The organism is Pseudolabrys sp. Root1462, assembly GCF_001426945.1.
Lineage (GTDB): Bacteria > Pseudomonadota > Alphaproteobacteria > Rhizobiales > Xanthobacteraceae > Pseudolabrys.
The window spans coordinates 676,385-702,703 of record NZ_LMFS01000003.1; the positions used below are offsets into that span (position 1 = coordinate 676,385).

A 26,319-nucleotide genomic window follows, 5' to 3' on the forward strand; every position below is an offset into this window, starting at 1 on the left:
CCGTCTCAGAGGCGCGGTCGCGGCGTTGCCGCTTTGGCGGCGCCGCGTTGCTCGGAGACGATGACGCGGTCGCCGGGCTTGAGGTCGCCAGCCACGATCTCGGTGAAGCTGTCGTCATCTAGCCCGGGGGTCACCGGCAGCGCGATCGGCGCGCCGTCGCGCAACACATAGACCTGCGCGGGTGCATCGTTGTTGCGGATACGTCTGGCGCCGCCGGCGGGTGCGCCGGCCGACGGCGGCGAATAGCGCAATGCCTGGCTCGGCACGCGCAGCACATCGCTGCGCTGGTCGACGATCAGGCGCGTCGCCGCGGTCATGCCGGGCTTCAACGCCAGGTCCTTGTTGTCGATGCTGACGACGACGTCATATGTCACGACATTCTGCACCGTCTGCGGCGATTGACGCACCTGCGAGACGGCGCCAAGGAAGCTGCGTTTCGGAAACGCGTCGACGGTGAAGGCGGCGCGATTGCCCTCCTTGATGCCGCCGATGTCGCTTTCGCTGACATTGGTATCCACCTGCATTTGCGTCAGGTCGGTGGCGATCAAGAACAAAGTCGGCGTCTGGAAGCTGGCGGCCACCGTCTGCCCCATGGTGACGTTGCGCGACACCACCGTGCCGTTCACCGGCGAAACGATGTTGGTGTAGCTGAGGTTCACTTCCGCCGCGGCGAGCTGCGCCTCGCGCTGCTGGATGGTGGCCTGGTCGACGCCGATCTGTGCGGTGGCCTGGTCGAGTGCGTTCCTAGCGTTGTCGAGCGCATCGCGCGATACGGCATTGGTCTGCGCCAGCCGGGCGTTGCGCTCGTAATTGAGCTGCGCGTAAGCGAGGTTTGCCTTGTCCTTTTCGAGCTGAGCTCGGGCGACTGCGAGGTTGGCCCGGTTCTGGTCCACCACGGTCTGGTACGGCGCCGGATCGATCTCGGCGCAGACCTGGCCGACCTTGACCTCGGTGTTGTAGTCGCAGTGGATCTCCTTGATCACGCCGGAAACGTAGCTGCCGACAATGATCGTCAGCACCGGATTGACGGTGCCGGTCGCGGTCACGGCGCGAGTGACGTCGCCACGGGTGACGGGAGCCGTACTGTATTGAACGGTGCTCTCCGTGCCCGCATAGCGCCACACGGCGAAGGCGGCAGCCGTCACGACGACGGCGGCGAGAGCGGCGGCGATCCAGAACCGCTGCGGTCGGGATGGCGGGGTTGGTACCTGCGGTTTGGGCACCAGGACGACCGGAGCCGCGGTCTCGGCGCGCGTTGCATTTGCGACAGCAGGTTGGTTCATCGGCTGGCCCTTCGCACCCCCGAAATACAGGTAGCGCAGAGCCGGGCCCCGGCCTTTGATACCGGTCAATCGGTGGCGAAATGAAAAGGGCGGCGCCGGCCGGTTTACGGCTCCAGTTCCGTATCCCAGTAGAGATAGTCGAGCCAGCTATCGTGCAGATAATTCGGCGGAAACAGCCGGCCGTTGCGGTGCAGGTGGTGGACCGTCGGCTGGAACGGCATCTGCGCCGGATGCATGTGGGCTTCGTTCATGGTGAGCGAGCCCTTGCGCAGATTGCAGGGCGAGCAGGCCGTGATGACGTTGTCCCAGGAGGTAATGCCGCCACGCGAGCGGGGAACGACATGATCGAAAGTCAGGTCATCGCGGCTGCCGCAATATTGGCAGGAGAACCGGTCGCGCAAAAAAACGTTGAAGCGGGTAAAGGCAGGGTGAGTTGAAGGCTTTACATAAGTCTTGAGCGAAACGACGCTCGGCAATCTCATCTCGAAGCTGGGACTTCGCACCGCCTGGTCGTAGTTGGCGACGATACTGACCCGTTCGAGGAACACCGCCTTGATCGTGTCCTGCCAGGACCACAAGGACAGCGGATAGTAGCTCAACGGTCTGAAATCGGCGTTGAGTACAAGGGCCGGAAAACCGGCTGGCGAAACATGCACGTTCAAGCGCTGCTCCTCGACCTCCAAGGACAGCCGCCGCCACGCGGCCTAGCCTCTACTAATAGAGCAGCGTGACGGGATTGTGAAGAAGACGCAAGGGGCGCGCGCGCCCGGCCCACCATCGATAGGCGGTGTTTATTTCCGGGCGGTCAGGTGGCGGGCGAGAAATTCGCCGCCGTGGCGGAGACCTTCCTGGTCGATTCCGTGGCCGATACCGGGCGAAATGTGCCACTGCGTCGGCACTTCCAGCGTGGCCAGCGCCTGCGCCGCATGCATCAGCGCCTGCACCGGAATGAGCTGGTCCTGGTCGCCATGCACCAGCAGCACAGGAGGCCGGCTCTTGATCTCGGCGGCGAACGCATCCGGATCGCCGTCCTCCGGCAGTACCAGCATGCCGGAATAGCCGACGATCGCCGAGGGCGCGACCGGCCGGCGCAGGCCGACGTGCAGCGACATCATGGTGCCCTGGCTGAAGCCGACCAGTGCCAGCGCCTCCGGCGGCAGTTCGAGCCGCTCCAGTTCGGCGTCGAGGAACCCGTTTAAGGCCGGCGCCGCGGCGTTGACGCCGGTCCAGCGCTCGTTCGGATCGCGGAAAGTCAGCGGAAACCACTCGCGGCCGACCGGCGCCTGGCCGCAGGGCCGCGGCGCGTGTGGCGAGACGAAGGCGGCATCGGGCAGCAAGCTCTGCCAGACGCCGCCGATGTCGATCAGGTCGTTGCCGTCGGCGCCGTAGCCGTGCAGGAACACGACCAGTTGCCTGGTCGTACCGGATTTCGCCTCGAGCCGCGGACCGTCAAGTTGCACGCTTTACTCCTTTTGCCTTTTTGGCGCGTTTGGCTGTTTCAGTTTTCTTCTTAGCTGAAATCTTCGTCTTCTTGATCTGCGGCCAATGCTTTTTTGCGTCGACGGCTTTGGCCGTTCTTTTCTTCGTCTTCTTGATCGGCTTTTTATCAGCGGTCTCCAGGCTGATGCCCTCGCGCCGTTTGACGACGTGATAATAGGCCCACATCAGATGCGCTGCGACGCCGCGCCATGGCCGCCACGCTTCGGCGATCTTGGTGAGCGCCTTGGGGTCGGGCCGTTTGCGTAAGTCCAGCGCGATGCGCGCTGCCTCCTGCACGGCGAGATCGCCGGCGGGAAAAGCGTCGGCATGGCCGAGGCAGAACAACAAGTAAATGTCGGCGGTCCAGGGTCCGACGCCATGCAGCGCCGTGAGCAGAGCGTGCGCCGCGTCGGCATCCATCTCGCCGACGGCGTTGAGATCGATCGCGCCGGTCGAGACTGCCTTGCCGATTTCCTTGACCGCCTTGATCTTGGCGTTGGACAGGCCGAGCCGCTTGAGCTTGTCGCTGCGCGCGGCGCGGACCGCATCGTGGTGAAACGGTTCGAAAGCCTTGAACAGCCGATCGCGGATGGCGGCGGCGCTGGCGGTCGATAGTTGTTGACCACATACGATGGCGCACAGGCCCGGATAACCGCCCTCGCGGCGGCGCAGCGCGAACGTGCCGGCCTTCTCCGCCGCCGGGACCAGCCGCGGGTCGATACGGAGCAACTCGGCGAGGCCGGCTTCGAGGTCGGACTGGGTGTGGAGGAAGTGGGTCATGTTACTGCCGACATAATACACGGTTCGTCCCTGCGCAAAGCCGCGGGACGTACGACGTTGTTTCAGAGCGCCAATGGCGGGGCTCCAGGAGATTCCCGCTTGCGGGGGAATGAATGGAGTGTTTGGTCAGGGTAAGGTCAGATATGCCACCCGTTTTCCGATTTGCCCCGAGCCCGAATGGCTACCTGCACCTCGGCCATGCGCTGTCGGCGCTGCTCAATGCCGCAGCCGCGCGCGCCGCCGGCGGGCGATTGCTGCTGCGCATCGAGGATATCGACCTCGCGCGCTGCCGGCCGGGGTTCGAGGCGGCGATCTACGAGGATCTCGCCTGGCTCGGCATCGGCTGGGAACAGCCGGTGCGGCGGCAGTCGGAACACTTCGACGATTATCGCGCGGCGCTTGCGCGCCTCGAGGCAATGGGCCTCGTTTATCCGAGCTTCGAAAGCCGTGCAGGGATCGCCGCGCTGGTCGAGGAACGCGAGCGGCAGGGCCCTTGGCCGCGCGATCCGGACGGAGCGCCGCTCTATCCGGGCACGGCGAGAGACATCGCGCCGGACGAGCGTAGCCGGCGCATCGCGGCTGGCGAGTCTTACGCGCTGCGGCTCGACATGGCGAAAGCTGTTCGGCGTGCCGGCGCCCTCGCTTGGGATGAGGCGGGGCGCGGCACGGTCGCCGCCGATCCATCGGCGTGGGGTGATGTCATCCTGGCCCGCAAGGACACGCCGGCGAGTTATCATCTCGCGGTGACGGTGGACGATGCGCTGGGCGTCACCGATGTGGTGCGAGGCGAGGATTTGTTCCCCTCAACGAGTGTTCACCGCCTGCTGCAGAGCCTGCTCGGACTGCCCGCGCCGCGCTACCGCCACCACCGGCTGATTCTTGGCAGCGACGGCCGCAAGCTCTCCAAATCGACCGCGGCCACGGCGCTGCGCCAACTGCGGGCCGAAGGATTAACCCCAGCCGACATTCGCCGGATGGTCGGGCTCGATTGAGCGGGCCGGCCATGCCATGGTCCGGCCTTGGGGCAAGGGGCTATGGCCAAGCGCAAGCGGGCGGTCAAAACAGCGAAAAAGAAGGCGACCCGGAAACTGGTCAAGCGACCGGCGCGAACATCGCCGGCGTTGCCGCCGGTGCGCGCCATCGAGGCCGCGCTCGCCGGCGTCGCCCATGACATCCGCACGCCGTTGACCGGCATCGTCGCGCTGGCCGAACTGCTGGCATCCTCCGATCTCGGACCGCGCGAGCGCGAATGGGCGCAGGCCGTGAAGAGCGGTGCCGACCATCTGGCGCAGCTTGCGACCCTGATCGTCGATGCGGTGCGCGCCGATACCAAGGGACTGGTGCTGCGCGACGAGCCTTTCTCAGCCAGGGCACTGGCCGAAGCCGTCGGCCACGCGCTCACCGCGCGCGCCGGCAACAAGGCAGTCGCCGTGACGACCGACATCGCGCCCGACGTGCCCGCATTGGTGTCGGGCGATGCGCTGCGGCTGCGAGCGGCGCTGGAGAATCTTTCCGACAACGCCGTGAAGTTCACCCATGACGGTTCGGTGAAGTTCGAGATGTCGAGCGGGCCCGCGTCCCGCGGGCGGCTGCGCCTCGTGTTCAGCTTCACCGATACCGGCGTCGGTCTGTCGCCGGCCGAACTGAAGCGGCTCTTCAAGCCGTTTGCGCAGGCCAACGAAGACGTCGCGCGGCGCTATGGCGGTGCGGGCCTCGGCCTTGTTTTCGTCAGGCGCGTGGCGCGCGCGATGGGCGGCGACCTCACCGTTAGCAGCGCGCCCGGTCATGGCTCGACCTTTACCTTCACCGCCTTGGTGAAGCCGGTCGTCAGGGCGGCGTCGCGCGGCAAGACGCGGGCATCCGCGCCGACGCGCGCGTTATCGATCCTGTGCGCCGAAGACAATCCATTCGGCCGCGTGGTGCTGAACACGATCCTCACTGAACTTGGCCATCGCGCCGATTTCGTCGGCAGCGGCGAGGCGGCGGTGCAGGCGGTCGCGCGCGGCGGTTACGACGCGGTGATCATGGATCTGGTGTTGCCGGACATCGACGGCTGCGAAGCCACGCGCCGCATCCGCGCGCTGCCGGGGGATGCGGGCCATGTTCCAGTCATCGGCCTGTCCGGCCGCTCCACCGCGCAGGACGAAGCGCGGGCCAGCGAAGCGGGCATGAATTTCTATTTCAGCAAGCCGGTGAGCCCGAGCAAACTAGCCGAGGCCCTGGCACTTCTTCCTTCTTCCCGCGTGCGGGCATAGCGGAAGCTGCTTACGCGTTCGTCAGGTTGTTCTTGCGCTCGACGATGCGCACCAGGTCGCCCATGATGCGGTTGAGCTCGAAGTCCTTCGGCGTATAGACCGCCGCGACCCCGGCTTTCTCCAGTTGGGCGGCGTCTTCCGGCGGAATGATGCCGCCGACCACGACCGGAATGTCTAGGCCTTCCTTTTTCATGCGGCCGACGACGTCCTCGACCAGCGGCATGTGGCTGCCGGACAGGACAGAAAGACCGATGACATGGGCCTTCTGCGCGCGCGCCGCATCGACGATTTCTTCCGGTGTCAGGCGAATGCCCTCATAGACCACCTGCATGCCGGCATCGCGCGCCCGCACGGCGATCTGTTCGGCGCCGTTGGAATGGCCGTCGAGTCCGGGTTTGCCGACGAGGAAGGTCATGCGTCGGCCGAGCTGCTTTGACACCCGATCGACATCGGCGCGGATTTCGTCGAGTCCGGAGACGTCGTTGCGCATGGCATTGCCGACGCCGGTCGGCGCGCGATATTCGCCGAAGGCTTCGCGCAAGGTCCAGCCCCATTCGCCGGTGGTAACACCGGCCTTGGCGCATTCGATTGACGGCGGCATAATATTGCCGCCTTCCGTTGCGGCGCGCTTGAGCGCGGCCAGCGTCTCGGCGACCTTCTTGTTGTCACGCTGCGCGCGCCAGGCCTTCAGCCGTTCGATCTGATTGTGCTCGGCTTCCTCGGATACGGTCATGATCGAGGCGATGCCGCCCGTCAGTGGCGAGGGCTCGGTCTCGAGGTATTTATTGACGCCGACGACGATCTGGTCACCACGCTCGATGGCTTCCAAACGCGCGGTGTTGGATTCAACCAACCGCTGTTTCATGTAGCCGGTTTCGACCGCGGCCACGGCGCCGCCCATGTCCTCGATGCGCTTGAGCTCTTCCTTGGCCTCTGCTTTCAGCGCTTCGACCTTGCGGGTGATCTCGGACGAGCCGTCGAAGATGTCTCCGTATTCCAGGAGGTCGGTTTCATAGGCGAGGATCTGCTGCATGCGCAGCGACCACTGCTGGTCCCAAGGCCGCGGCAGGCCGAGAGCCTCGTTCCAGGCCGGCAATTGCACGGCGCGGGCGCGGGCATTCTTCGACAGGGTAACCGCGAGCATTTCAATGAGAATGCGGGCGACGTTATTTTCCGGCTGCGGCTCGGTGAGGCCGAGCGAGTTGACCTGGACGCCGTAGCGAAACAGACGCTGCTTCGGATCGGTGATGCCGTAGCGCTCGCGCGTGATCTCGTCCCACAGCTCGGTGAAGGCGCGCATCTTGCACACTTCGGTGACGAAGCGCAGACCTGCATTGACGAAGAACGAAATGCGCCCGACCACTTCGCCGAATTTGGCCTGATCGACTTCGCCCGAAGCCCTGACGGTGTCGAGCACGGCGATGGCGGTGGCGAGTGCGTAGGCCAATTCCTGCACCGGCGTCGCGCCGGCTTCCTGCAGGTGATAGCTGCAGATGTTCATCGGATTCCACTTCGGCAATTCCGAGGTGGTGAAGATGGCGACATCCTTGATCAGGCGCAGCGATGGCTTCGGCGGAAATACATAAGTGCCGCGCGACAGGTATTCCTTGATGATGTCGTTCTGGATGGTGCCGGTGAGCGATGCCCGCGGTGCGCCTTGCTCGTCGGCAACCGCAATGTACAGCGCCATCAGCCACGCCGCGGTGGCGTTGATGGTCATCGAGGTGTTCATTGAGTCGAGCGGGATCTGATCGAACAGCGCACGCATGTCGCCGACATGGCTGATCGGCACCCCGACCTTGCCGACCTCGCCGCGCGCCAGCACGTGGTCGCTGTCGTAACCCGTTTGCGTTGGCAGGTCGAAAGCGACCGAGAGGCCGGTCTGGCCTTTGGCCAGGTTCCGCCGATACAGCGCGTTTGAATCCGCAGCCGTGGAGTGACCGGCGTAAGTGCGGAAAATCCAGGGTTTGTCGCGCTTTGTTTCCGCCATTGCTGTTCTGTTTTGGCTGCTTAGCGCGCTGGGGCGCCTTCACCTTCAGTCTGGCGGTTCTATTGTTGCATTGCAATATAAATTACGTCAGACTGATACAGCTAATTAATAATGCTGGTCGTTAGGGAGTACGTCGATGCCGGTTGCTGCCGTCGCGCGGAGCGGGGCTCCGCTCAAGGACCTTTACGACATCGGAGAAATTCCGCCGCTCGGTCATGTCCCGGAAAAAATGTACGCTTGGGTAATCCGCCAGGAGCGTCACGGGCCGCCGGAGCAATCCTTCCAGATCGAAGCGGTGCCGACATGGCCGATCGGCGAGGAAGATGTACTCGTTCTCGTGATGGCCGCGGGCGTGAACTACAACGGCATCTGGGCGGGACTCGGCCAGCCGATCACGCCGTTCAACGTTCACAAACAACCTTATCACATTGCTGGCTCTGACGCCTCCGGCATCGTCTGGGCCGTCGGCTCCAAGGTGAAGCGCTGGAAGGTCGGCGATGAGGTCATCGTCCACTGTAACCAGGACGATGGCGATGACGAGGACTGCAACGGCGGCGATCCGCTGTTGTCGCCGTCGCAGCGCATCTGGGGTTACGAAACCCCGGACGGTTCGTTCGCGCAGTTCTGCCGCGTGCAGTCGCGCCAGCTCATGATCAAGCCGGCGCATTTGTCGTGGGAAGAGTCGGCCTGCTACACGCTGACGCTCGCCACCGCGTATCGCATGCTGTTCGGCCACGCGCCGCATACGCTCAAGCCGGGCGACAATGTCCTGGTGTGGGGCGCATCGGGTGGTCTCGGCGTGTTCGGCATTCAGTTGGCGGCGGCGTCGGGCGCCAACGCCATCGGCGTCATCTCCGACGATTCCAAGGCCGAGTATGTTTATAACCTCGGCGCCAAGGGCGTGATCAACCGCAAGGACTTCAAGTGCTGGGGCCAGTTGCCCCAGGTGAATTCCGCGGAGTTCAATGACTGGGCCAAGGAAGCGCGCCGCTTCGGCAAGGCCATCTGGGACATCACCGGCAAACGCGACGTCGATATCGTGTTCGAGCATCCGGGCGAACAGACCTTCCCGGTGTCGGCGATGGTGGTGAAGCGCGGGGGCATGGTCGTGTTCTGCGCCGGTACCACGGGTTTCAACATCACCTTCGACGCGCGCTATGTCTGGATGCGGCAGAAGCGCATCCAGGGCTCGCATTTCGCGCATCTGAAGCAGGCGAGCCAGGCCAACCGCTTCGTGCTCGAACGCCGCATCGATCCGTGCCTGTCGAAGACTTTCCCGTGGCTGGAAATTCCGAAGGCGCACACCATGATGTGGAAGAACCAGCATCCTCCGGGCAACATGGCGGTGCTGGTCAATGCGCCAATGATGGGGCTCAAGACCTACGAGGACGTGGTCGAGGTCACGGGGCCGCGCTGAGCCGCTGCTAGGGCAGCGCTGGCTTGTCGAGTTCGGTGGGCGGGGCGGTCTTTCCGGTGGAAGTATCATCCGGAGCCGCCAGCCTGTCCTGACGCCATTTCAAAACCACCGAATTGAGCTCGCTGCCGAAGATAAAGATCGACGCGCAGACATACAGGAAAATCAGCGCGATCATTGCCGAAGCGAGGCCCGCATACATGTTCACATAAGTGAACGTGTAACTGGCGAGGTAGCGGCCGAACGCCGCGCCGCAAATCATCCAGAGCAGGAGCGTCGCGGCGATGCCAGGCGCGATGTCGAGGAAGTCGCGCCGCCCGGCCGGCAGCCATCGATGCACGATGGTCAGCGAGATAATCAAAATGACGCCCGCCGCGGTAAAGCGCGAAAAGGTGATGAGGTCGCTCAAGGGTTCGAGCGTCGGCACATATTGCAGCACCTTGTCCCAGATGAACGGCGCCAGCACGACGAGGAACGAAAAGACCAAGAGACTGATCGCGGCGATCAGCACATAAGCGATCGACTCGATGCGCAGGAGCCACCATGGCCGTCGCTCGGCCATGCCGTAAGCGCGGTTCAAGCCAATGCGCAGACTCTCTATGCCGCTGGAGGCGAAGTAGACGGCAAAGAGCACGCCGAAAGTCAGCACATTGCCGCGGCTGCCGATCAGAACGCCGCGGATGTCGTCGGCGATGGGCCCTGCCACCTGCGCGGGCCAGGTTTCCAGCAGTATGCGTGCCGCTTCGTCGGCCAGACTCTTCGAGCCGAAGAACACGCCAGCCAGCGCAGTCACGACGATGAGGAAGGGGAACATCGCCATCAGCGTCGACAGCGCGATATGGCTGGCGATGGCCCAGCCGTCATCCGCCAGAAACTGGCGGAAGGCGTCGCGCAGACAACGCAATGACAGCTTGAGGTAGCTCACACGAGGGTTCCGGAGCGGGCGATCCGCAGTGCGGAGAATGGCTATCAGGCGGCCGTTTGCAAGTGGGACGCCGTCAGGCCGCCTGCACGTCGCTGAGGAACTGGCGGACCTCGGCCTCTAGGCTCTCGGCTTCAACCGCGACGGCGTCGGCGAGGTTCTTGACGTCCGCCGCGGTCGAGCGGGCGTCGATGGTCACGCCGGTCACCCGGCTCATCGCCTCGGCGCCGGTGCGAGCCTCGTTCGAAGCGCGGCTGACGCCTTCGGCAATCGCCGCGACCGCGGCGTTCTGCTGCTCGACCGTGGCGGCGACCGAGGTGGCAATCGACGCCATCTCGCCGATGATGGCGTTGACCTGCTCGATGGCCAGCGTGGCGCCCGCCGCCGCCGACTGGATGCCGCCGATCTGCTCGGCGATCTCTTCGGTCGAGCGCGCCGTCTGCGCGGCCAGCGATTTCACTTCGGCGGCGACCACGGCGAAGCCGCGCCCGGCCTCTCCGGCGCGCGCTGCTTCGATCGTGGCATTGAGTGCAAGCAGATTGGTCTGGCCGGCGACGGCTTGAATGAGGCCGACCACTTCGCCGATGCGCGTCGCCGCAACGCCGAGTTCGGTCATGGTCCTGGCGGTTTGCTTCGCTTCGGCGACGGCGCGCCCGGCAACGCCGCTGGATTGGGTCGCTTGCGCGGCGATGGCGTCGATCGACAGCGCCAGTTCCTCGACGGAGCCTGCCGCAGCACTGACATTGTCGGAAGCCGCGGTGGCGCGCTGTTCGGCGGTGCTCGCTTCGGCCGAAACCGTGTCCGCGGTGCGGTTGAGATTGGTGGAGCTGGCTTCGAGCTGGTGTGAAGCGGCCCGCAGCTTGCCGAGTGCCGCACCGACCGAGCCTTCGAAGCGTCGAATGGCGGCAGCGATGCTGTTGCTGCGCGCCTCGCGGGCACGGCTCTGGTCGGTCTGGGTTCGCGCCAGCTTCTCGCGTTCGATCATGGAATCGCGAAACACGAGAACGGTGCGCGCCATGGCGCCGATCTCGTCGCGTGTCTTGGTGGCCGGAACGGTGGTGGCCGTATCGCCGGCGGCGAGCGCTTTCATCGCGGCGCCCAGCCTGTCGAGCGGGCGCGTGATGCTGCGGCCGATCAGCCAACTGAACACAAGCCCGAGGATCGCCATCACCGCGCCGACCGCGATGATGCCGGTACGCGTGTCGTGCTGCGACACAGCGAGCGCCGTCGCGGCCCGCTGCGCGGCGCCGTTGGCCGACAGGATGACGGCGTCGACGCGGGGCAGCATGTTCTGGCTGTCGATGTCGATCAGCGTGCGCAGCGGCTGGGTGCGGTCATGAAGCGAAACCCAGTAGGTGAAGGTGTCGTCATATTCCTTCACGAGCCGTTCGATCTTTTCTTTCAGTTGCGGCGTGCCGTCGATGTCGGCGAACAAGCGTTCGAATGCTTTGTAGCCGGCTTCGAACTGGGAGAGCGTCAGGTCGCTCGGCACAAGCCGATATTCGCTCTCCTGATGCCGCATCGTCAACAACAGCACGGTAATCTTGCGCGCTTCGGCATCGGCGATCCAAGTCAGATCGTTATTGATGATCGATTCGATCGCGTTGCCCGCGTCCCTGAGCGCCCAGCGAATGCCTTCGTCATCGGAAAAGCCGAGGACGCGCTGCAGCCCGTAGAGATCGTCGTAGTTGGTCCTGATCGCGGCGAGATCGGCGCGCAGCGCCTTGATGTCATCGACGCGAGAATTGCCGATCAACGTCTCGATGATGCCCAGGCTCTTGACGGCGAGGTCGTGGGACTGTGGGAAGGAGTTCAGCGCGAAATTGCGCTCGCGGCCGAAATCCTTGGCGGCGATGCGGATCGAGGCAATCGCGATCTTCAGATCGCGGCTGGCGTCGGCGAGCGTGTGGGAGCCGGCGACGGTCTGGAAGGCGCCGGACACATCGTCTTCGCCGGCCGTGTAAGTCAGTCCGTTGGCGAAAAAGCCCAACACCGGCACCAGGGCCAGTGCCACAATCCGGGTCCGGACGGAAAACGACGTCAGCAGCCGGGTGGGCGACCACGACTGGAGCGTTGCCTTGATGAGGCGCATGAGCGGTGGCGGTTGTCGTCAGTTGAATGGAACGCGGCGCACAAGCGGTCGCCACAGATGAACCCGAAATGGTTAATTTTATTATTAAATCCGGGCCGGCCGCGTCCGGTACTTTGCTTTTGTGCAGTGCACGCGTACTGTTAGCTGCCTTTGGGCCAAGAATATCGAAATCTGGGGACCGCCATGCCAATCGCCGCCTCCCGTAGCACTGCCGACCAGGATCTGCGCGACCTTGCCCGCGAGGCGGTGGCCGCCATGGAGGCAATCCTGGCCGACGCCACCGGCAAGGTGCGAGGCAAGGTGACGGTGGAAGGTCATGCCGTCGGCAAGTTGTTTGATCGCGAGCAGCGGGCGACCCACGGGCTGGCCTGGCTCGCCACCTATGTCGAGGCGGTCAAACAGCTGACCGCCTATGCCGAGCGGATGACCGCGTCCGGTACGTTCGGCGAGGTCGAGGAGCACCTCACCTGGATCGGCCTCGGCGAGTGCCTGGCGCAGACCTTGGGCGGCATTCCAATGAGCCAGGGCGAGATGGTGCGGCCGAGCGACATGGGGCTCTCCATGGCGCAGGTTGCGGCGCGGCTGACGCCCGGCGTCGAAGCACTGATCGCCAATGGCAACACCGCCGAGCGCCGCGCCCGGCTGATGGAGTTGATGCGACAGAGCCACGGCGCCACCGTCGGCGCCGCCGGTCTCGACGAAACGCTTGAATCGATTCGCGAGGAGATGCGCCGCTTCTCCGACGCCGAAGTTGTCGGTCACGCTCATGGCTGGCATCGCACCAACAGCTACATCCCGTACGAAGTCGTCGGGCAGATGTCGGAGCTCGGCGTTTTCGGTCTGACCATCCCGGAAGAATTCGGCGGCATGGGCCTCGGCAAGGAGTCGATGTGCGTTGTCTCCGAGGAATTGTCGCGCGGCTATATCGGCGTCGGCTCACTCGGCACGCGTTCGGAAATCGCCGCCGAACTCATTCTCGGCGGCGGCACGCCCGAACAGAAGGCGAAGTGGCTGCCGAAGATCGCCTCCGGCGAAGTGCTGCCGACCGCGGTGTTTACCGAGCCGAACACGGGCTCCGACCTCGCCTCGCTGAAGACGCGCGCGGTGCGCGAAGGCGATGTCTACAAGGTCTACGGCAACAAGACCTGGATCACGCATCCGGTGCGCGCCGACCTGATGACGCTTCTGGTCCGCACCAATCCGAAGGAGCCGGGCCACCGCGGCCTGTCGATGCTGCTTGCCGAAAAGCCGCGCGGTGACGACAAGAATCCGTTCCCGGCCAAGGGCATGACCGGCACCGAGATCGAGGTGCTCGGCTATCGCGGCATGAAGGAATACGAAATCGCCTTCGACGGTTTCGAAGTGAAGGCCGAGAACCTGCTCGGCGGCGTCGAGGGCATGGGCTTCAAGCAGTTGATGCAGACCTTCGAATCCGCGCGCATCCAGACCGCGGCGCGCGCCATCGGCGTCGCCCAGGCGGCCATGGAGCAGGCGATGGAGTATGCGACCAACCGCATCCAGTTCTCGCGGCCGATCGCCGATTTCCCGCGGGTCGCCGACAAGATCGTGATGATGGCGGTCGAGATCATGATCGCGCGCCAGCTCACCTATCACGCCGCACGCGAGAAGGATTCGGGCCGGCGCTGTGATCTCGAAGCCGGCATGGCCAAGCTCTACGGTGCGCGTGTCGCCTGGGCCAACGCCGACAACGCAGTGCAGGTGCATGGCGGCAACGGCTTTGCGCTCGAATTCCCGATCTCGCGCATCCTGTGCGACGCCCGCATCCTCAATATCTTCGAGGGCGCGGCAGAGATTCAGGCGCAGGTCATCGCGCGGCGTCTACTCGACGGCACCAATTAGGCCCGTCACGCAACGAAATACCACTCTCTCGCGTTGATCTGGCGCAAAGCGTCGGCGCGGCCAACGCGCTTCTATGCGTCGTCCAAGGGAGAGTGCGCATGTCACTATCGATCGAACAGGGTGAATGGGTCGTCGTCTGCGACGGCGCCAAGGCGCTCATACTTGAAAATTCGGGTGACGCGAAGTTCCCCAACCTCAAGACGAGAGAGGTTCTCGAGCACAAGGCAAAGGCGACCCACGACCTGGGCACCGACAGGCCGGGCCGCTCGAATTCGTCGGTGGGCCCAGGCCGCTCCGCAGTTGGGCAGACCGACTGGCACAGCCAGGAAGAAGAGAGCTTTCTTGCCGACCTCGCCGCCAAGCTCGATCATGCGGTGACCGCGCACGAGGTGAAGACGATGGTCATCGTCGCGCCGCCACGGGCGCTCGGCTTTCTCCGCCAGGCCTACGGACATGGCCTGAAGGCGGCGGTGCGCGCCGAGATCGACAAGGATCTGGTCAAGATGCCCGTGCACGAGATCGAGAAGTATCTGGCCGCGCACTGATCAGGCCGCCACGGCCGCCCCGACGGCGAGGCTCGGCCTCGCCGTTTTTCTTCGTCTGAACCGGTTTCCACTTGGCTTGAAAACGCTTTATGGTCCGGCCGAATCTGATCGGGATTTCGGCCGGCGATGGGCTTCTTTCATAAACTGCGGTGGGGCGGCGCGCTGGCCGCGCTTGTCCTGACGCTGAGCGCCGGGTCGGCCTGGCCGCAGGCCCACGTTCCCGCGCCGCGCGATCAGCCCGCCGCCGACGCCCCCGACACTAACCCGGTGCGCAACCCCGTCGATGTGCCCGGCTTCTGGGACCCGCGCCGGCGGCCGGAGCGGCCGGACCTTTCGCGGCTCACCGTCATCCGCTTTCTCACCGAGACCGATTATCCGCCGTTCGATTATGCCGGGCCGGATGGCAATCCGATCGGTTTCAATGTCGATCTGGCCCGCATGATCTGCGAGGAGATCAAGGTCGCCTGCACGGTCCAGATGCGCCGCTACGATACCTTGGTTGACAGCCTGAATACCAACCAGGGCGACGCGGTGATTGCCTCGATCGCGGCGTCGCCGACAATGCGCAAGCGCGTTGATTTCACCGACCCTTACTATCGCACACCGGCGCGCTTCGTGACGCGGCGCAATTCCGGCATCGACGACGTGCGGCCGCAGGCACTGGAAGGCAAGAAGGTCGGCGTCATCGCCGGCACCGCGCACGAAGCCTATATCAAGGCGCTGTTCACCGAAGCCGAGCTGCACGCTTACCCTGACGACGCCGCCGCGCGCGCCGCGCTGAAAAAAGGTGAGGTTGATCTCGTATTCGGCGATGGCATCTCGCTGGCGTTCTGGCTCAACGGCACCGACTCGGCGAATTGCTGCCGCTTCGTCGGCGGGCCTTACCTGGAAAGCCGTTACTTTGGCGAGGGCGTTGGCATCGCCGTCCGCCGCGGCAACGACCTGTTGCGGCAGTCGCTGAACTGGGCGCTGTTCCGGCTCTGGGAGCAGGGGCGGTTCACCGACCTGTGGCTGCGCTATTTCCCGATCAGCCCGTTTTGAGGCCTGAAGGCCCCTTCCAAACTGGCGTGGACGAACTACGTTACGCGGATCGTCAACATCAGAAAGGAGGTGATCCAGTGTCTCATTGTCTATCGCCGCAGACGTCGGCATCCGCGACCTGGAATCTCGCCTCGGTGGGGTTCCACGTCAGCTAGCGGTCCCGCGGATTTGCGGTTCGGCAATGGAAGGGCCGCCCCGTACGGGCGGCCCTTCTTCATGCCGGAGAACGGCGCAGCCAATTCAGCGCGCCCTTGGCCGCCGCGATGCCGGTGGCAAAGCTGGCCTGCAAGAGATAGCCGCCGGTGGGCGCTTCCCAGTCGAGCATCTCACCAGCGACGAAGACGCCGCGGCTCTTCTTCAGCATGAAATGGTTGTCGAGTTCGCTAAAGCGAATGCCGCCGGCGCTCGAGATCGCCGTCTCGATTGGCTGGACGCCGGTCAGCTTCACCGGCACGGCTTTGATCAGCGCGGCGATCTTGGCCGGGGGCAGGACCGATAGCTGCAACCCCTTCGCCAGCGCCGCCTCATGCAACAGCGACAGCGCGACGGCGGCGAGATGCGTATTCTTGCGCAGGAAGTTCGATAGCGACTGCTTGCCGCGCGGCGCGGCGAGGCGCTCGCCGAGCTTGGCGGCCGTCACGTCCGGCAGCAGATCGATGGTGATGGTCGCCGCGCCGTGTTTGTTGATGGCGTCGCGGATCGGCGACGACAACGCGTAGATCGCGCCGCCTTCGATCCCAGTTTGCGTCACCATCGCTTCGCCGCGCGCGCTGCGCTCGCCGAAAGTGATGGCCATGCGTTTCAGCGGTTGGCCAGCGAAGCCGCGAAGCACATCGGACCATGACGCTGTGAAGCCGCAATTCGACGGCTGCAACGGCTCTACTGCGATATGCTGCTGACGCAAGATCTCGGCCCAGCGGCCGTCCGAGCCGAGCCTCGGCCAGCTCGCTCCGCCCGCGGCCAGCACGACGACATCCGCCTTCACCGAAATTTCCTTTCCCCCGGCGTTGAAACGGAGTTGGCCGTCTTCATCCCAGCCTTCCCAGCGGTGCCGCAGCTTCACGGTGACGCCGAGATTGCCGAGGCGGAGCAACCACGTCCGCAGCAGCGGCGAGGTCTTCAACGCCTTCGGGAAGACGCGGCCGCTCGATCCGACGAAAGTGTCGGCCCCAAGTTCATCGGCCCAGGCGCGCAGCGCGGCGGGCGGAAAGTCCGAGACAGCGGCGAGCAGCAGTTCGTCGGCGTCGCCGTAACGCTTGAGAAATTCGGCGAGCGGCTCGCTGTGGGTCAGGTTCAAGCCGCCGCGTCCCGCCATGAGAAACTTGCGGCCGAGCGACGGCATCTGGTCGTAGACCGTGACGGCCACGCCCGCTCGAGCCAGGCTCTCCGCCGCGATCAGCCCGGCGGGACCGCCGCCGATGACGGCGGCATTTTTGCTCTTAAGTGCTTTGGATGGGCTCAAGATGGCTGCTTTTCATGGCTTGAATTGACGGCGTTCCGCCTGTTGCCTATGTCTGCCCGCCGGAGGCCGGAATGTCGATGACCACTGCCGAAATTGCGCCGCAAATCACGCCCGACGAGCTCAAGAAGCTGGCCGAGCAGTCGAACGCCTGGCCGTTCGAGGAAGCACGCAAGATCGTGGCCCGGCTCAAAGCCAAACCGAAAGATGAGGTCATTTTCGAGACCGGCTACGGGCCGTCTGGCCTGCCGCATATCGGTACCTTCGGCGAAGTGGCGCGCACCACCATGGTCCGCCACGCCTTTCGCGTGCTCACCGGCGACAAGGTCAAGACGCGGCTGATCGCCTTCTCCGACGACATGGACGGCCTTCGTAAGGTGCCGGACAACGTGCCGAACAAGGACGCGCTGGCGCTCGATCTTGGCAAGCCGCTGACCCAGGTGCGCGACCCGTTCGGCACTCATCCGTCGTTCGGCGAGCACAACAATGCGCGGCTGCGCTCATTCCTCGACCACTTCGGATTTGACTACGAGTTCATGTCGTCGACGCAGTGCTACAAGTCGGGGAAGTTTGACGCGGCGCTGCTGAAGATGCTGGCGCGCTTCGACAAGGTGATGGCGATCATGCTGCCGTCGCTGCGCGAGGAGCGTGCCTCGACCTATTCGCCGTTCCTGCCGATCGATCCGCAAACGGGTATCGTGCTGCAGGTGCCGGTGACCGCACACGACGCCAAGGCGGGCACCATCACTTACGAACATCCCGATACGAAGGAGCCGGTCACGGTTCCTGTAACGGGCGGCGCCTGCAAGCTGCAATGGAAGCCTGACTGGGCGATGCGCTGGGTCGCGCTCGGCATTGACTACGAAATGGCCGGTAAGGATCTGATCGACTCGGTCAAGTTGTCCGGCCAGATCTGCAAGGCGCTCGACGGCAAGCCGCCGGAAGGCTTCAACTACGAACTTTTCCTCGACGAAAATGGCCAGAAGATCTCCAAGTCGAAGGGCAACGGCCTGACCATTGAGGAATGGCTGCGCTATGCGTCGCCGGAATCGTTGTCGCTGTTCATGTATCGCGAGCCGAAGTCGGCCAAGCGTCTGTACTTCGACGTGATCCCGCGACAGGTCGACGACTATCAGCAGTTCTTAGAGGGCTATCCGCGTCAGCAGGACTGGAAGCAGAAGCTCGGCAATCCGGTCTGGCACATCCACAACGGCAACCCGCCGGTCGCGGATATGCCGATCTCGTTCACGATGCTGCTGACGCTGGTGTCGTCATCGAACGCCGAAAACGCCGAGACCTTGTGGGGCTTCATCGGCCGCTATCGCCCTGGCGTGACGCCGCAGACTCACCCGAAGCTCAACGACGCGGTCGGCTACGCCATCCATTACTTCCGCGATTTCGTTCTGCCGGAAAAGAAATTCCGCGAACCGAGCGAGGTCGAGCGCAAGGCGCTCGCCGATCTGCGCGACGCACTGGCCAATCTCGATCCCGCCGTGACGGCGGAAGACATCCAGAACGTCGTCTACGAGATCGGCCGCCGCGAACCGTTCCTCGATCACGCCAAGAAGGCCAAGGACGGCCGGCCGGGCGTTTCGCTCGACTGGTTCAACATGCTCTATCAGGTGCTGCTCGGGCAGGAGAAGGGCCCGCGCTTCGGCTCCTTCGCCGCGGTGTACGGCGTCAAAAACACCGTCGACATGATCGACGGCGCGCTGGCGCGTTCGGCCTGATTCCCTCCCCCTTTTCGGGGGAGGGAGCAGACAACCTCACGAACTCAGCACGAACCGGCGATTGTCCTTCTGTACCGGTCGGGCGTTCATCGGGAACAGCTTGGCGAAGGCGTCGATGTCGCCGCGCGCGACCTGGATCGGTTCGCGAAGCACCAGCCAGTTCACCACCTCGCTGCAGGGCGGCGTCGTCAGCGAGCCGGAGTAGCGGTAATAGCCGCGCTGCGCCGGCAGCATCTGATTTGGATCGGCGGCAGCCGCCATCTTCACCGCCGGGCCTTCCTTGCCCGGCATAGCAGCCACGATCTTGCTGAAGGCCGCGTTGGCCTTGCCGCCGGCCATCAGCGCGCCGACGACCGCGAGATTGCCGCTCGCTTCGCGATGCACGAAATGAACTTCCATCGGATAGGCCTTGCCGGCGATCAGATGTTCGCTCGGATGATGCAAATGGTACTGCAGCAATTCGTACTTACTCGAACCGAGTGTCAGGCTGTTGCCCGGGTCGGCATTGACCTGGATGGTGTGGCCGTTGTTGACGATCATGTCCGGCTTCTTGGGCCAGCTGACTTTCAAGGCCGGCAATTGTGACTTGATGCTGCCCTGAATATCGATCGGCGATTGCTGACTTCCCACCGAGCAGGTCTTGCTCGCCGCGTCCAGGTCGCCCCAATGCGACGGCCCGTGGTCTCCTTCGTAGCCCCAGTGCGGGCCTTCCGCAGCAAGACCCGGTGATGCGCATACCGGACACAGCGCCATACCGGCCAACACTCTCAACGCATGTCGACGATTCATAAGTGTCCCCCGATTAAATATCCGGTTACCGGCAGCGACGCATGACGTGACGTTGCGCGACTCAGTAACCGATGCGGCGGAACTCTATCGCGATCGCCGGCCGCGATCCATCGGCGCTTACTGGCTCGCCCAGACGATGCGGGCAATCCATTCGACGTCGGACATCTGCAACGTTCGATCGCGATGCTCGGAGTTGAGCGATTTGAGTTCGATGCTCTTGGCCTGCTTGCGCTTGAGCTCCTTGGCCATGATCTCGCCCTTCTTGGTCTTGACCACGACGCGATCGCCTTTGCGCACCGGCGCGCCCGGCGAGACGATGATGATATCGCCTTCGCGATAGGCCGGCTTCATCGAGTCGCCGGAGATCTCCAGCGCATAGGCGTGCTCGTCGGTGATCTGCGGAAAGCCGACTTCTTCCCAGCCCTTGCCGACTGGAAAGCCGGCGTCGTCGAAGAAGCCTTCGGCGCCCGCTTCGGCGAATCCGATCAGAGGCACATTGGCGATCGACGGCTTGCCGCCGTCGGTGATCAGGCTGACGAAGGTATCAACCTTGGTGTTGGTCGCGGCCAGCGCCTTGGCGACCGATTCAGTCGACGGCCAGCGCGGCCGGCCTTCCGGCGTGATACGCTTCGACTTGTTAAAGGTGGTCGGATCGAGGCCGGACTTCTTGGCGAGACCGGAGGCGGTCATCTTGGACCGCGCGGCGAGGCGGTCGATGGCATTCCAGATCTGGGCGTGGGTCAGCATGTCGGCACCGGCGGTTAGGCCTCGAGAGGCGTCGGGGTTATCGGTCATTACGTAGGAATTATAACCGCGAGTCGGGCCGCTGTCACACCTCTTTGTGGTCGTGGGGGAGAAATTCCCCCAAGCCATCGCTTTTGTCGGCGATCGGCCTTATGTCTTTGCCAAGTTTTACCCTCCGCCGCCGGGCCGACCGCTCCGCGGCGTCCGATGCTGGAGTATCCGCCGGTGATCGCCCTATTTGATCGCCTGTCGCGCCCCTTCCTGCGCGCCCTCGATCCCGAAGATGCTCATAATCTCGTGCTCAAGGCGCTCCGGCTGGTGCCCGGGGGGCAGCCGCAGCCCGATCCGCCGGAGCTGCGAGTCCGCGCCTTTGGCCTGAATTTCCCCAATCCGATCGGACTTGCCGCCGGTTTTGACAAGAACGCGGTCGCGCCCGATGCGCTGCTCAGGCTGGGCTTCGGTTTTGTCGAGGTCGGCACGCTCACGCCACGAGCACAGATCGGCAATCCGCGGCCGAGGGTATTCCGCCTCGAGGCCGATGGCGGCGTCATCAACCGGCTCGGTTTCAACAATGGCGGAGCGCCAGCGGCGCTCGCGCGGCTGGCGGCGAGGGCGCATGCCTCCGGCGTGGTCGCCGGCGGCGTCGTCGGCGTCAACATCGGGGCCAACAAGGATTCGGCCGACCGCAGCGAGGATTACGTCCGGCTGATCGAAACCTTCGCCGCGGTGGCGAGCTATTTCACCGTCAACGTCTCGTCGCCGAACACGCCCGGCCTGCGCAGCCTGCAGCAGGCCGACGCTCTCGACGACCTGCTGGCGCGAGTGACCGATGCGCGCGAAAAGGTGCGCCCGCGCGCCGGCCCAACCCCGATTCTGGTCAAGATCGCGCCGGACCTGACCTTGGCCGAGCTCGACGACGTCGTTGGCGTCGCCCGCAAGCATCGCGTCGATGGCATGATCGTCTCGAACACGACGATCTCCCGGCCGGCCGCATTGCGCGATCAGGACAAGGCCCGGGAGTCGGGCGGCTTGTCCGGCAAACCGATCTTCAGGCTGTCGACGCGGATGCTGGCCGAGACTTTCGTGCGCACGGAAAACGCATTTCCGCTGATCGGCGTCGGCGGCATCGATTCCGGCGCCACCGCGATTGCCAAGATCAAGGCCGGCGCCAGCCTCGTGCAACTTTATACCGGCCTCATCTATCAGGGCATCGGCCTGGTCGCGCAGATGAAGGCGGATATCGCCGCCGCCATCAAACGCGGCAACCGCGAGTCGCTCGCCGCCATGGTCGGCGTCGATGCCGCGGACATCACCGCGGACAGCTGGCCGACCTGACGTACCGGCGCCGGCGCGACCTTATCGCTCCGGCCAAGGCTTCCGCGCCAGGCTCGGATAGCGCAGCACCTGCAGGCCGCCGCGGAAGACGTAGAACGTCAAGAACGCCAGCCACAGTCCGGTATTGCCGAGCGAGTGCATCGCCCACCAGGCCGCGAGATAGACGGCCAGCGCCGCGGCCATCAAATTGCGCATGTCGCGCGTCCAGGTCGCGCCGACGTAAACACCGTCCATGATGAAGGCCGGCACGCCGATCAGCGGCACCAGGGCCGCCATCAGCAGAAATTCGTTGGCGACGTGACGGACGTCGGCGCTGGACGTCATCATCGTGATGATGGCCGGGCCGGCCACATAAAAGAACACCGCGGCGCATATGCCGAAGGCGATGCCCCAGCCCATGATCAGTCGCACCGCACGGGCAAAGGCCGTACGGTCGCGCGCGCCGTAGGTGGCGCCGCAGAGCTGCTGGGCGGCGTTGGCCAGGCCTTCAAGAAAGAATGTGCCGAGGAACACTACGTTTTGCAGCACCGCATTGGCGGCCAGGGTGACGTCGCCGGCGCGGGCGCCCTGCGCCGAGAAGAACAGGAAGACGCTGACCAGCGCCGCGGTTCGCAACATGATGTCGCGGTTGATGAGAAGCATGCGCCACAGCTTCTCGCGGTTGTAATGCGCGGTGCTGCGCCATTCGAAGCGGCCGTCGAGCATGCGCCACGCCAGCGCCAGGCCAAGGATAAGGCCGCATATTTCAGCGATCACCGCCGCGATGGCGGCCCCACTTGCGCCCCAGCCGACGCCAAGCACCAAGACGACCGTGAGCACCATGTTGATGACGTTGACCGTGATCTGCACCGCCAGCGCCTGCATCGGCCGCGCCAGACCGATGAACCAGCCGAGCATCACGTAGTTGCCGAGCGCGAAGGGCGATGCCCAGCTCCGCAGGAGAAAATAGTGGCGCGCCGCCGCCGAAACCTCGGCGCTGCCGCCCATAAGATCGAAGACAAACGACGTCAGCGGGCCGCGCAGGGCGATCAATGCGAAGCCGCAGACGGCCGCCGTCATCATCGCGCGCGCCAGTACCGCGCGCTGCTCGCTGTGGTCGCGGGCGCCGAAGGCCTGTGCGGTCAGCGCCACGGTGCCGCTGCGCAGGAAGCCGAACAGCCAGAAGATGCAGTCGAACACCAGCGACGCCATGGCGACCCCGCCGAGGATCGCCGCATCGCCAAGGCGGCCGATGACTGTCGTCGCCACGACGCCGAGCAGCGGCGTGGTGATATTGGCAAGCATCGCCGGGCCCGCGATCGCGAAGATGCGGGCGGTGTTGACCTCGACGGAAGGGTTCACCCGGGTGCCGTGTTTACTTTCCGCGCGGGGCGTTGACGACGCGCATGATCAGCCAGATCGGGATGACGATGACGGCGCCGAGCAGGAAATAGCCCCACAGCCAGCGCACGGCGTCAAAGCCCATATTCCAGATGTTGCGGACGAGCCGCTGCAGGCTGTGCAGGATGTCGAGCGGATCGAGGCCGAGCGCCGACAGGATGACGCCGACCAGGACCGAAACGAGGATCAGGCGGACGATGACACCGAGCGGCGAGCCGCCGAAAACGCGGGTGACGGTGTCGTTGCTCATCGGGCGCTCCAGGGGCTCTAATTCATTCGGCATTGTAGCATGACCTCTCACTCCGCTCATTCCCGCGCAAGCGGGAATCCAGAGCGATGATGCAATTCAGCTCTGATTCTCCGTTTTCGCGGAGTCGAGCGGCGTACTTATAGCACCTTGCTTCAGCATCTTCTCCAGCGTTTCCAGCCGGTCGGCCTCGCGCGGCGGCTTGTCCCAGCGCAGCCGGTTGACGCGCGGGAAACGCATGGCGATGCCGGACTTGTGCCGCGTCGATTGCTGCAACCCCTCGAATGCCACCTCGAAGACCAGTCCGGTATCGGCCTCATGGGTGACTTCGCGCACTGGGCCGAACTTGGCGACCGTGTTGCGGCGGATGAAGCGGTCGATCTCGGTGAGCTCTTCGTCGGTGAAGCCGAAATAGGCCTTGCCGACCGGCACCAGCTCGTCATCGCCGTTCCAGACGCCGAACGTGTAGTCGGAATAGAACGAGGAGCGTTTGCCGTGGCCGCGCTGCGCGTACATCAGCACGGCGTCCACCACCATCGGGTCACGCTTCCACTTCCACCACTGGCCCTTCGGCCGGCCGGGCACGTAAGGCGCGTCGCGGCGCTTGAGCATGACGCCTTCGACGGCATCGGCGTCATCGCCGGCGCCGCCGGTCGCCGGATCGGCGCGCGCGGCGATCAGGTCGTCCCAGGTGGTGAAGGCGACCAGCGGCGAGAGATCGATGCGCGGATCGTCGAGCTTCGTGACGAAGGCATCGAGCCGTGCGCGCCGTTCGGCAAAGCCGTATTCGCGCAGGTCGCCGGTTTCGTCGGCGAGCAGATCGTAGGCGCGCAGATGCGCCGGGAATTCCTGGGTCAGCTTCGGCGTCACGGTCTTGCGGTTGAGCCGCTGCTGCAGCACGTTGAACGACTGCACGCGGCCCTCGCGCAGGATCAGCAGTTCGCCGTCGATGGCGCCAGGCTGGCGCAGCGACGTCAGCAGGTCGGGGAAACTTTTGGAGATGTCCTCGCCGGTGCGCGAGTAAAGCCGTGTGACCATGTCGCCGTGCTCGTCGCGGCCGGCCACCGCCTGGATGCGGATGCCGTCCCACTTCCATTCCGCCATGAAGTCGGCGGGATCGAGGGCGTCGAGATCGCCGTCTTCGATCGCATGCGCCAGCATCGCGGGGCGGAACGGCGCCGGATCGCTGCTCTTCGGTTTGTCGCTTCTGCCTTCGAGCCAGGCGAACAGTTCGGTGTAGGGCGGCGCCAATCCGGGCCAGATCACCTCGACTTCGTCGGGCTCCTTGTCGCCGAGCGAGGCCGCAGCCGTCTTGGCGAGACGCGCGGACACGCCGATGCGCAGCGCGCCGGTGACGAGCTTCAGCAGCGCCCAGCGGCCGGTCTCGTCGAGCACATCGAGCCAGCGCGCGATCTGGGCCGGCAACTGCGCCTTGCCGAGCGTCGATAAGGTTTCGACCACCTCGGCGAGGGTTGGCGAGGGGTCGTTGCGGAGCAGGCGTTCGGGCTTGGGGATTTCGAACAGATCTCGCTGTTCGCCTCGCCACATGAGCTCTCTCTCTTCGCCGCTCCCCTGCGGGGAGAGGCCGGCGCGCGCATGAGCGCCGGGAGAGACGGAAGCCGCCGACCACATCAGCGCCACTGTCTCCGACAGATCGCCCACGTAATCATACGACAGAGCGAACAGTGCCGGATCGGTCCGCTCGGCGATCAGTGCGCGAATCATGCCGGCCTTGGCGTTTTTGAACGTCAGCGCGCCGGTCATGGCAGCGAGCGCATAACCACGGTCGGGATCTTCCGTCTCGCGGAAATAGGCGGCGATCAGCTTGATCTTGTTGTTACGCCCCGGCTCGTAGGCCAGGCGATCGAGCAGTTCGGCAAAGCGGTTCATGGCTTTGCCTCTTTCTTCTCCGCTCCCTCCCCGCCGCTTTGCGGAGGAAGGGGACTTTCAGCCTCATGCTCTTCCTCGTCGCCATAGCCGACGATCGCCAGCGGCTTTGCCTTCAGGCCCTGCATGTGCGCCCAGTGCACCAGCGCTTCTTCTTCGCCGTGCGTCACCCAGACTTCCGAGCAGCCGGTGGCGGTAATGGTCTTGGTCAGCCCATCCCAGTCGGCGTGATCGGAAATCACCAGCGGCAGGGTGACGCCGCGCTGCCTTGCTCGGGCGCGCACACGCATCCAGCCGGAAGCGAAAGCGAGCACCGGATCGGGGAAGCGACGTGACCACAGATCCGACATCGCCGTGGGCGGGCAGATGGTGATCGTGCCGGCAAGCTCCGCCTTCTTGGCGCCGCGCACCAGTTCGACCGGGCCGAGGTCGATGCCGCGCTGCTGATAATAGGCGGTGATCTTCTCCATCGCGCCGTGCAGATAGATCGTCTTGTCGTAACCGGCGGCCCGCAGCATGGCGATGACGCGCTGCGCCTTGCCGAGCGAATAGGCGCCGACCAGATGCGCGCGCTCCGGAAACACCGCAACCGAATGCAGCAGCTTCCTGATCTCGCCGGCGGCGTCATGATGGCGGAATACCGGCAAGCCGAACGTCGCCTCGGTGATGAACACATCGCACGGCACCAGTTCGAACGGCGCGCAGGTCGGATCGGCGACGTCCTTGTAGTCGCCGGAAGCGACGATGCGCAGGCCCTTGCGCTCGACCGCGATCTGCGCGGAGCCGAGCACGTGGCCGGCCGGATGATAGCTGACCGTGACATCGCCCAGCTTCAGTGTCTCGCCATACGTAATCGCCTGGGTCGAGCCGGCGAAGTTGTCGCCGTAGCGCAGGCGCATGATGTCCAGCGTTTCCTGGGTCGCCAGCACGTGACCGTGCCCGGCCCGGGCATGATCGGAATGGCCATGGGTGATCAGGGCCTTGTCCACGGGCCGGGTCGGGTCGATATGAAAGCCGCCGGCCTTGCTGCACAGGCCGGACGGCATGGGAACCAGGATTTGTTCGGGCCGCATGACGGTTAGATAGA

Annotated in this window: 22 protein-coding genes; 8 read left to right on the plus strand and 14 right to left on the minus strand. The window is 64.7% G+C overall.

Going from position 1 to position 26,319, the window contains the following annotated elements:
* Positions 1 to 5: 5 nt before the first annotated feature.
* The 4 genes from ASD45_RS19950 to ASD45_RS19965 form a co-directional block, all read right to left on the minus strand.
* Positions 6 to 1,283, minus strand: coding sequence for an efflux RND transporter periplasmic adaptor subunit (locus tag ASD45_RS19950; protein WP_082541090.1), 1,278 nt, complete (start codon positions 1,281 to 1,283; stop codon positions 6 to 8).
* A gap of 104 nt (positions 1,284 to 1,387) precedes the next feature.
* Positions 1,388 to 1,945, minus strand: coding sequence for an HNH endonuclease (locus ASD45_RS19955; RefSeq protein WP_056913627.1), 558 nt, complete (start codon positions 1,943 to 1,945; stop codon positions 1,388 to 1,390).
* 129 nt (positions 1,946 to 2,074) lie between these two features.
* Positions 2,075 to 2,743, minus strand: coding sequence for a prolyl oligopeptidase family serine peptidase (locus ASD45_RS19960; protein ID WP_056913403.1), 669 nt, complete (start codon positions 2,741 to 2,743; stop codon positions 2,075 to 2,077).
* Positions 2,733 to 3,542 carry a DNA-3-methyladenine glycosylase gene (locus tag ASD45_RS19965; protein ID WP_056913628.1) on the minus strand — a complete coding sequence of 270 codons (810 nt, stop codon included), beginning with the start codon at positions 3,540 to 3,542 and terminating at the stop codon, positions 2,733 to 2,735. Before ASD45_RS19965 ends, ASD45_RS19960 begins: the two co-directional genes overlap by 11 nt.
* A 143-nt stretch (positions 3,543 to 3,685) precedes the next feature.
* Between ASD45_RS19965 and gluQRS the strand changes: the two genes are divergently transcribed.
* Positions 3,686 to 4,534, plus strand: a complete 849-nt coding sequence (gene gluQRS / locus ASD45_RS19970; protein ID WP_056913404.1) for a tRNA glutamyl-Q(34) synthetase GluQRS — start codon at positions 3,686 to 3,688, stop codon at positions 4,532 to 4,534.
* Positions 4,535 to 4,576: 42 nt separating this feature from the next.
* Positions 4,577 to 5,797, plus strand: coding sequence for an ATP-binding protein (locus ASD45_RS19975; RefSeq protein ID WP_056913405.1), 1,221 nt, complete (start codon positions 4,577 to 4,579; stop codon positions 5,795 to 5,797).
* 10 nt (positions 5,798 to 5,807) lie between these two features.
* On the opposite strand, the gene ASD45_RS19980 is transcribed toward ASD45_RS19975, so the two are convergent.
* Positions 5,808 to 7,787, minus strand: coding sequence for a protein meaA (locus ASD45_RS19980; RefSeq protein ID WP_056913406.1), 1,980 nt, complete (start codon positions 7,785 to 7,787; stop codon positions 5,808 to 5,810).
* Positions 7,788 to 7,923: 136 nt separating this feature from the next.
* On the opposite strand from ASD45_RS19980, the gene ccrA reads away from it, so the two are divergent.
* Positions 7,924 to 9,204 (plus strand): crotonyl-CoA carboxylase/reductase, encoded by a 1,281-nt coding sequence (gene ccrA / locus ASD45_RS19985; RefSeq protein ID WP_056913407.1) that lies wholly within the window; start codon positions 7,924 to 7,926, stop codon positions 9,202 to 9,204.
* Between the two features lie 7 nt (positions 9,205 to 9,211).
* Here ccrA and ASD45_RS19990 read toward each other — a convergent pair whose 3' ends face one another.
* Complete coding sequence (locus ASD45_RS19990; protein WP_156380991.1) at positions 9,212 to 10,126, minus strand: YihY/virulence factor BrkB family protein; 915 nt, start codon at positions 10,124 to 10,126, stop codon at positions 9,212 to 9,214.
* Between the two features lie 73 nt (positions 10,127 to 10,199).
* Positions 10,200 to 12,215, minus strand: a complete 2,016-nt coding sequence (locus tag ASD45_RS19995) for a HAMP domain-containing methyl-accepting chemotaxis protein (protein ID WP_056913408.1) — start codon at positions 12,213 to 12,215, stop codon at positions 10,200 to 10,202.
* A 183-nt stretch (positions 12,216 to 12,398) separates the two neighbouring features.
* Here ASD45_RS19995 and ASD45_RS20000 point away from each other — a divergent pair, with 183 nt between their 5' ends.
* The 3 genes from ASD45_RS20000 (at position 12,399) to ASD45_RS20010 (ending at position 15,661) form a co-directional block, all read left to right on the plus strand.
* Positions 12,399 to 14,075, plus strand: coding sequence for an acyl-CoA dehydrogenase family protein (locus tag ASD45_RS20000; protein WP_056913409.1), 1,677 nt, complete (start codon positions 12,399 to 12,401; stop codon positions 14,073 to 14,075).
* A gap of 98 nt (positions 14,076 to 14,173) precedes the next feature.
* On the plus strand, positions 14,174 to 14,620 hold the full coding sequence (locus tag ASD45_RS20005) for a host attachment family protein (RefSeq protein WP_056913410.1): 447 nt from the start codon (positions 14,174 to 14,176) through the stop codon (positions 14,618 to 14,620).
* Positions 14,621 to 14,746: 126 nt separating this feature from the next.
* Positions 14,747 to 15,661, plus strand: coding sequence for a transporter substrate-binding domain-containing protein (locus tag ASD45_RS20010; protein ID WP_056913411.1), 915 nt, complete (start codon positions 14,747 to 14,749; stop codon positions 15,659 to 15,661).
* 214 nt (positions 15,662 to 15,875) lie between these two features.
* On the opposite strand, the gene ASD45_RS20015 is transcribed toward ASD45_RS20010, so the two are convergent.
* Positions 15,876 to 17,123, minus strand: coding sequence for a TIGR03862 family flavoprotein (locus ASD45_RS20015; protein ID WP_056913412.1), 1,248 nt, complete (start codon positions 17,121 to 17,123; stop codon positions 15,876 to 15,878).
* 77 nt (positions 17,124 to 17,200) lie between these two features.
* Here ASD45_RS20015 and ASD45_RS20020 point away from each other — a divergent pair, with 77 nt between their 5' ends.
* A complete protein-coding gene (locus tag ASD45_RS20020) occupies positions 17,201 to 18,850 on the plus strand; it encodes a lysine--tRNA ligase (RefSeq protein ID WP_156381012.1) in 1,650 nt (549 codons plus the stop codon).
* Between the two features lie 36 nt (positions 18,851 to 18,886).
* On the opposite strand, the gene ASD45_RS20025 is transcribed toward ASD45_RS20020, so the two are convergent.
* Positions 18,887 to 19,639, minus strand: coding sequence for a carbonic anhydrase (locus ASD45_RS20025; protein WP_056913414.1), 753 nt, complete (start codon positions 19,637 to 19,639; stop codon positions 18,887 to 18,889).
* 117 nt (positions 19,640 to 19,756) lie between these two features.
* Positions 19,757 to 20,386 carry a helix-turn-helix transcriptional regulator gene (locus tag ASD45_RS20030; RefSeq protein ID WP_056913630.1) on the minus strand — a complete coding sequence of 210 codons (630 nt, stop codon included), beginning with the start codon at positions 20,384 to 20,386 and terminating at the stop codon, positions 19,757 to 19,759.
* A 222-nt stretch (positions 20,387 to 20,608) separates the two neighbouring features.
* Between ASD45_RS20030 and ASD45_RS20035 the strand changes: the two genes are divergently transcribed.
* Positions 20,609 to 21,718: a quinone-dependent dihydroorotate dehydrogenase gene (locus ASD45_RS20035; protein WP_056913631.1), complete on the plus strand. Its 1,110-nt coding sequence runs from the start codon at positions 20,609 to 20,611 to the stop codon at positions 21,716 to 21,718.
* A gap of 21 nt (positions 21,719 to 21,739) precedes the next feature.
* Here ASD45_RS20035 and ASD45_RS20040 read toward each other — a convergent pair whose 3' ends face one another.
* The 4 genes from ASD45_RS20040 to ASD45_RS20055 all read right to left on the minus strand — a co-directional run bounded on the left by ASD45_RS20040 (position 21,740) and on the right by ASD45_RS20055 (position 26,305).
* Positions 21,740 to 23,002, minus strand: a complete 1,263-nt coding sequence (locus tag ASD45_RS20040; protein ID WP_082541092.1) for an MATE family efflux transporter — start codon at positions 23,000 to 23,002, stop codon at positions 21,740 to 21,742.
* Positions 23,003 to 23,072: 70 nt separating this feature from the next.
* Positions 23,073 to 23,381: a DUF6460 domain-containing protein gene (locus ASD45_RS20045; protein ID WP_056913416.1), complete on the minus strand. Its 309-nt coding sequence runs from the start codon at positions 23,379 to 23,381 to the stop codon at positions 23,073 to 23,075.
* A gap of 63 nt (positions 23,382 to 23,444) precedes the next feature.
* Positions 23,445 to 25,235 carry a cisplatin damage response ATP-dependent DNA ligase gene (locus ASD45_RS20050; protein WP_056913417.1) on the minus strand — a complete coding sequence of 597 codons (1,791 nt, stop codon included), beginning with the start codon at positions 25,233 to 25,235 and terminating at the stop codon, positions 23,445 to 23,447.
* Entirely contained in the window at positions 25,232 to 26,305 is a 1,074-nt protein-coding gene (locus tag ASD45_RS20055) for a ligase-associated DNA damage response exonuclease (protein WP_056913632.1), read from the minus strand. The genes ASD45_RS20050 and ASD45_RS20055 overlap by 4 nt, the downstream gene beginning before the upstream one ends.
* Positions 26,306 to 26,319: the final 14 nt, after the last annotated feature.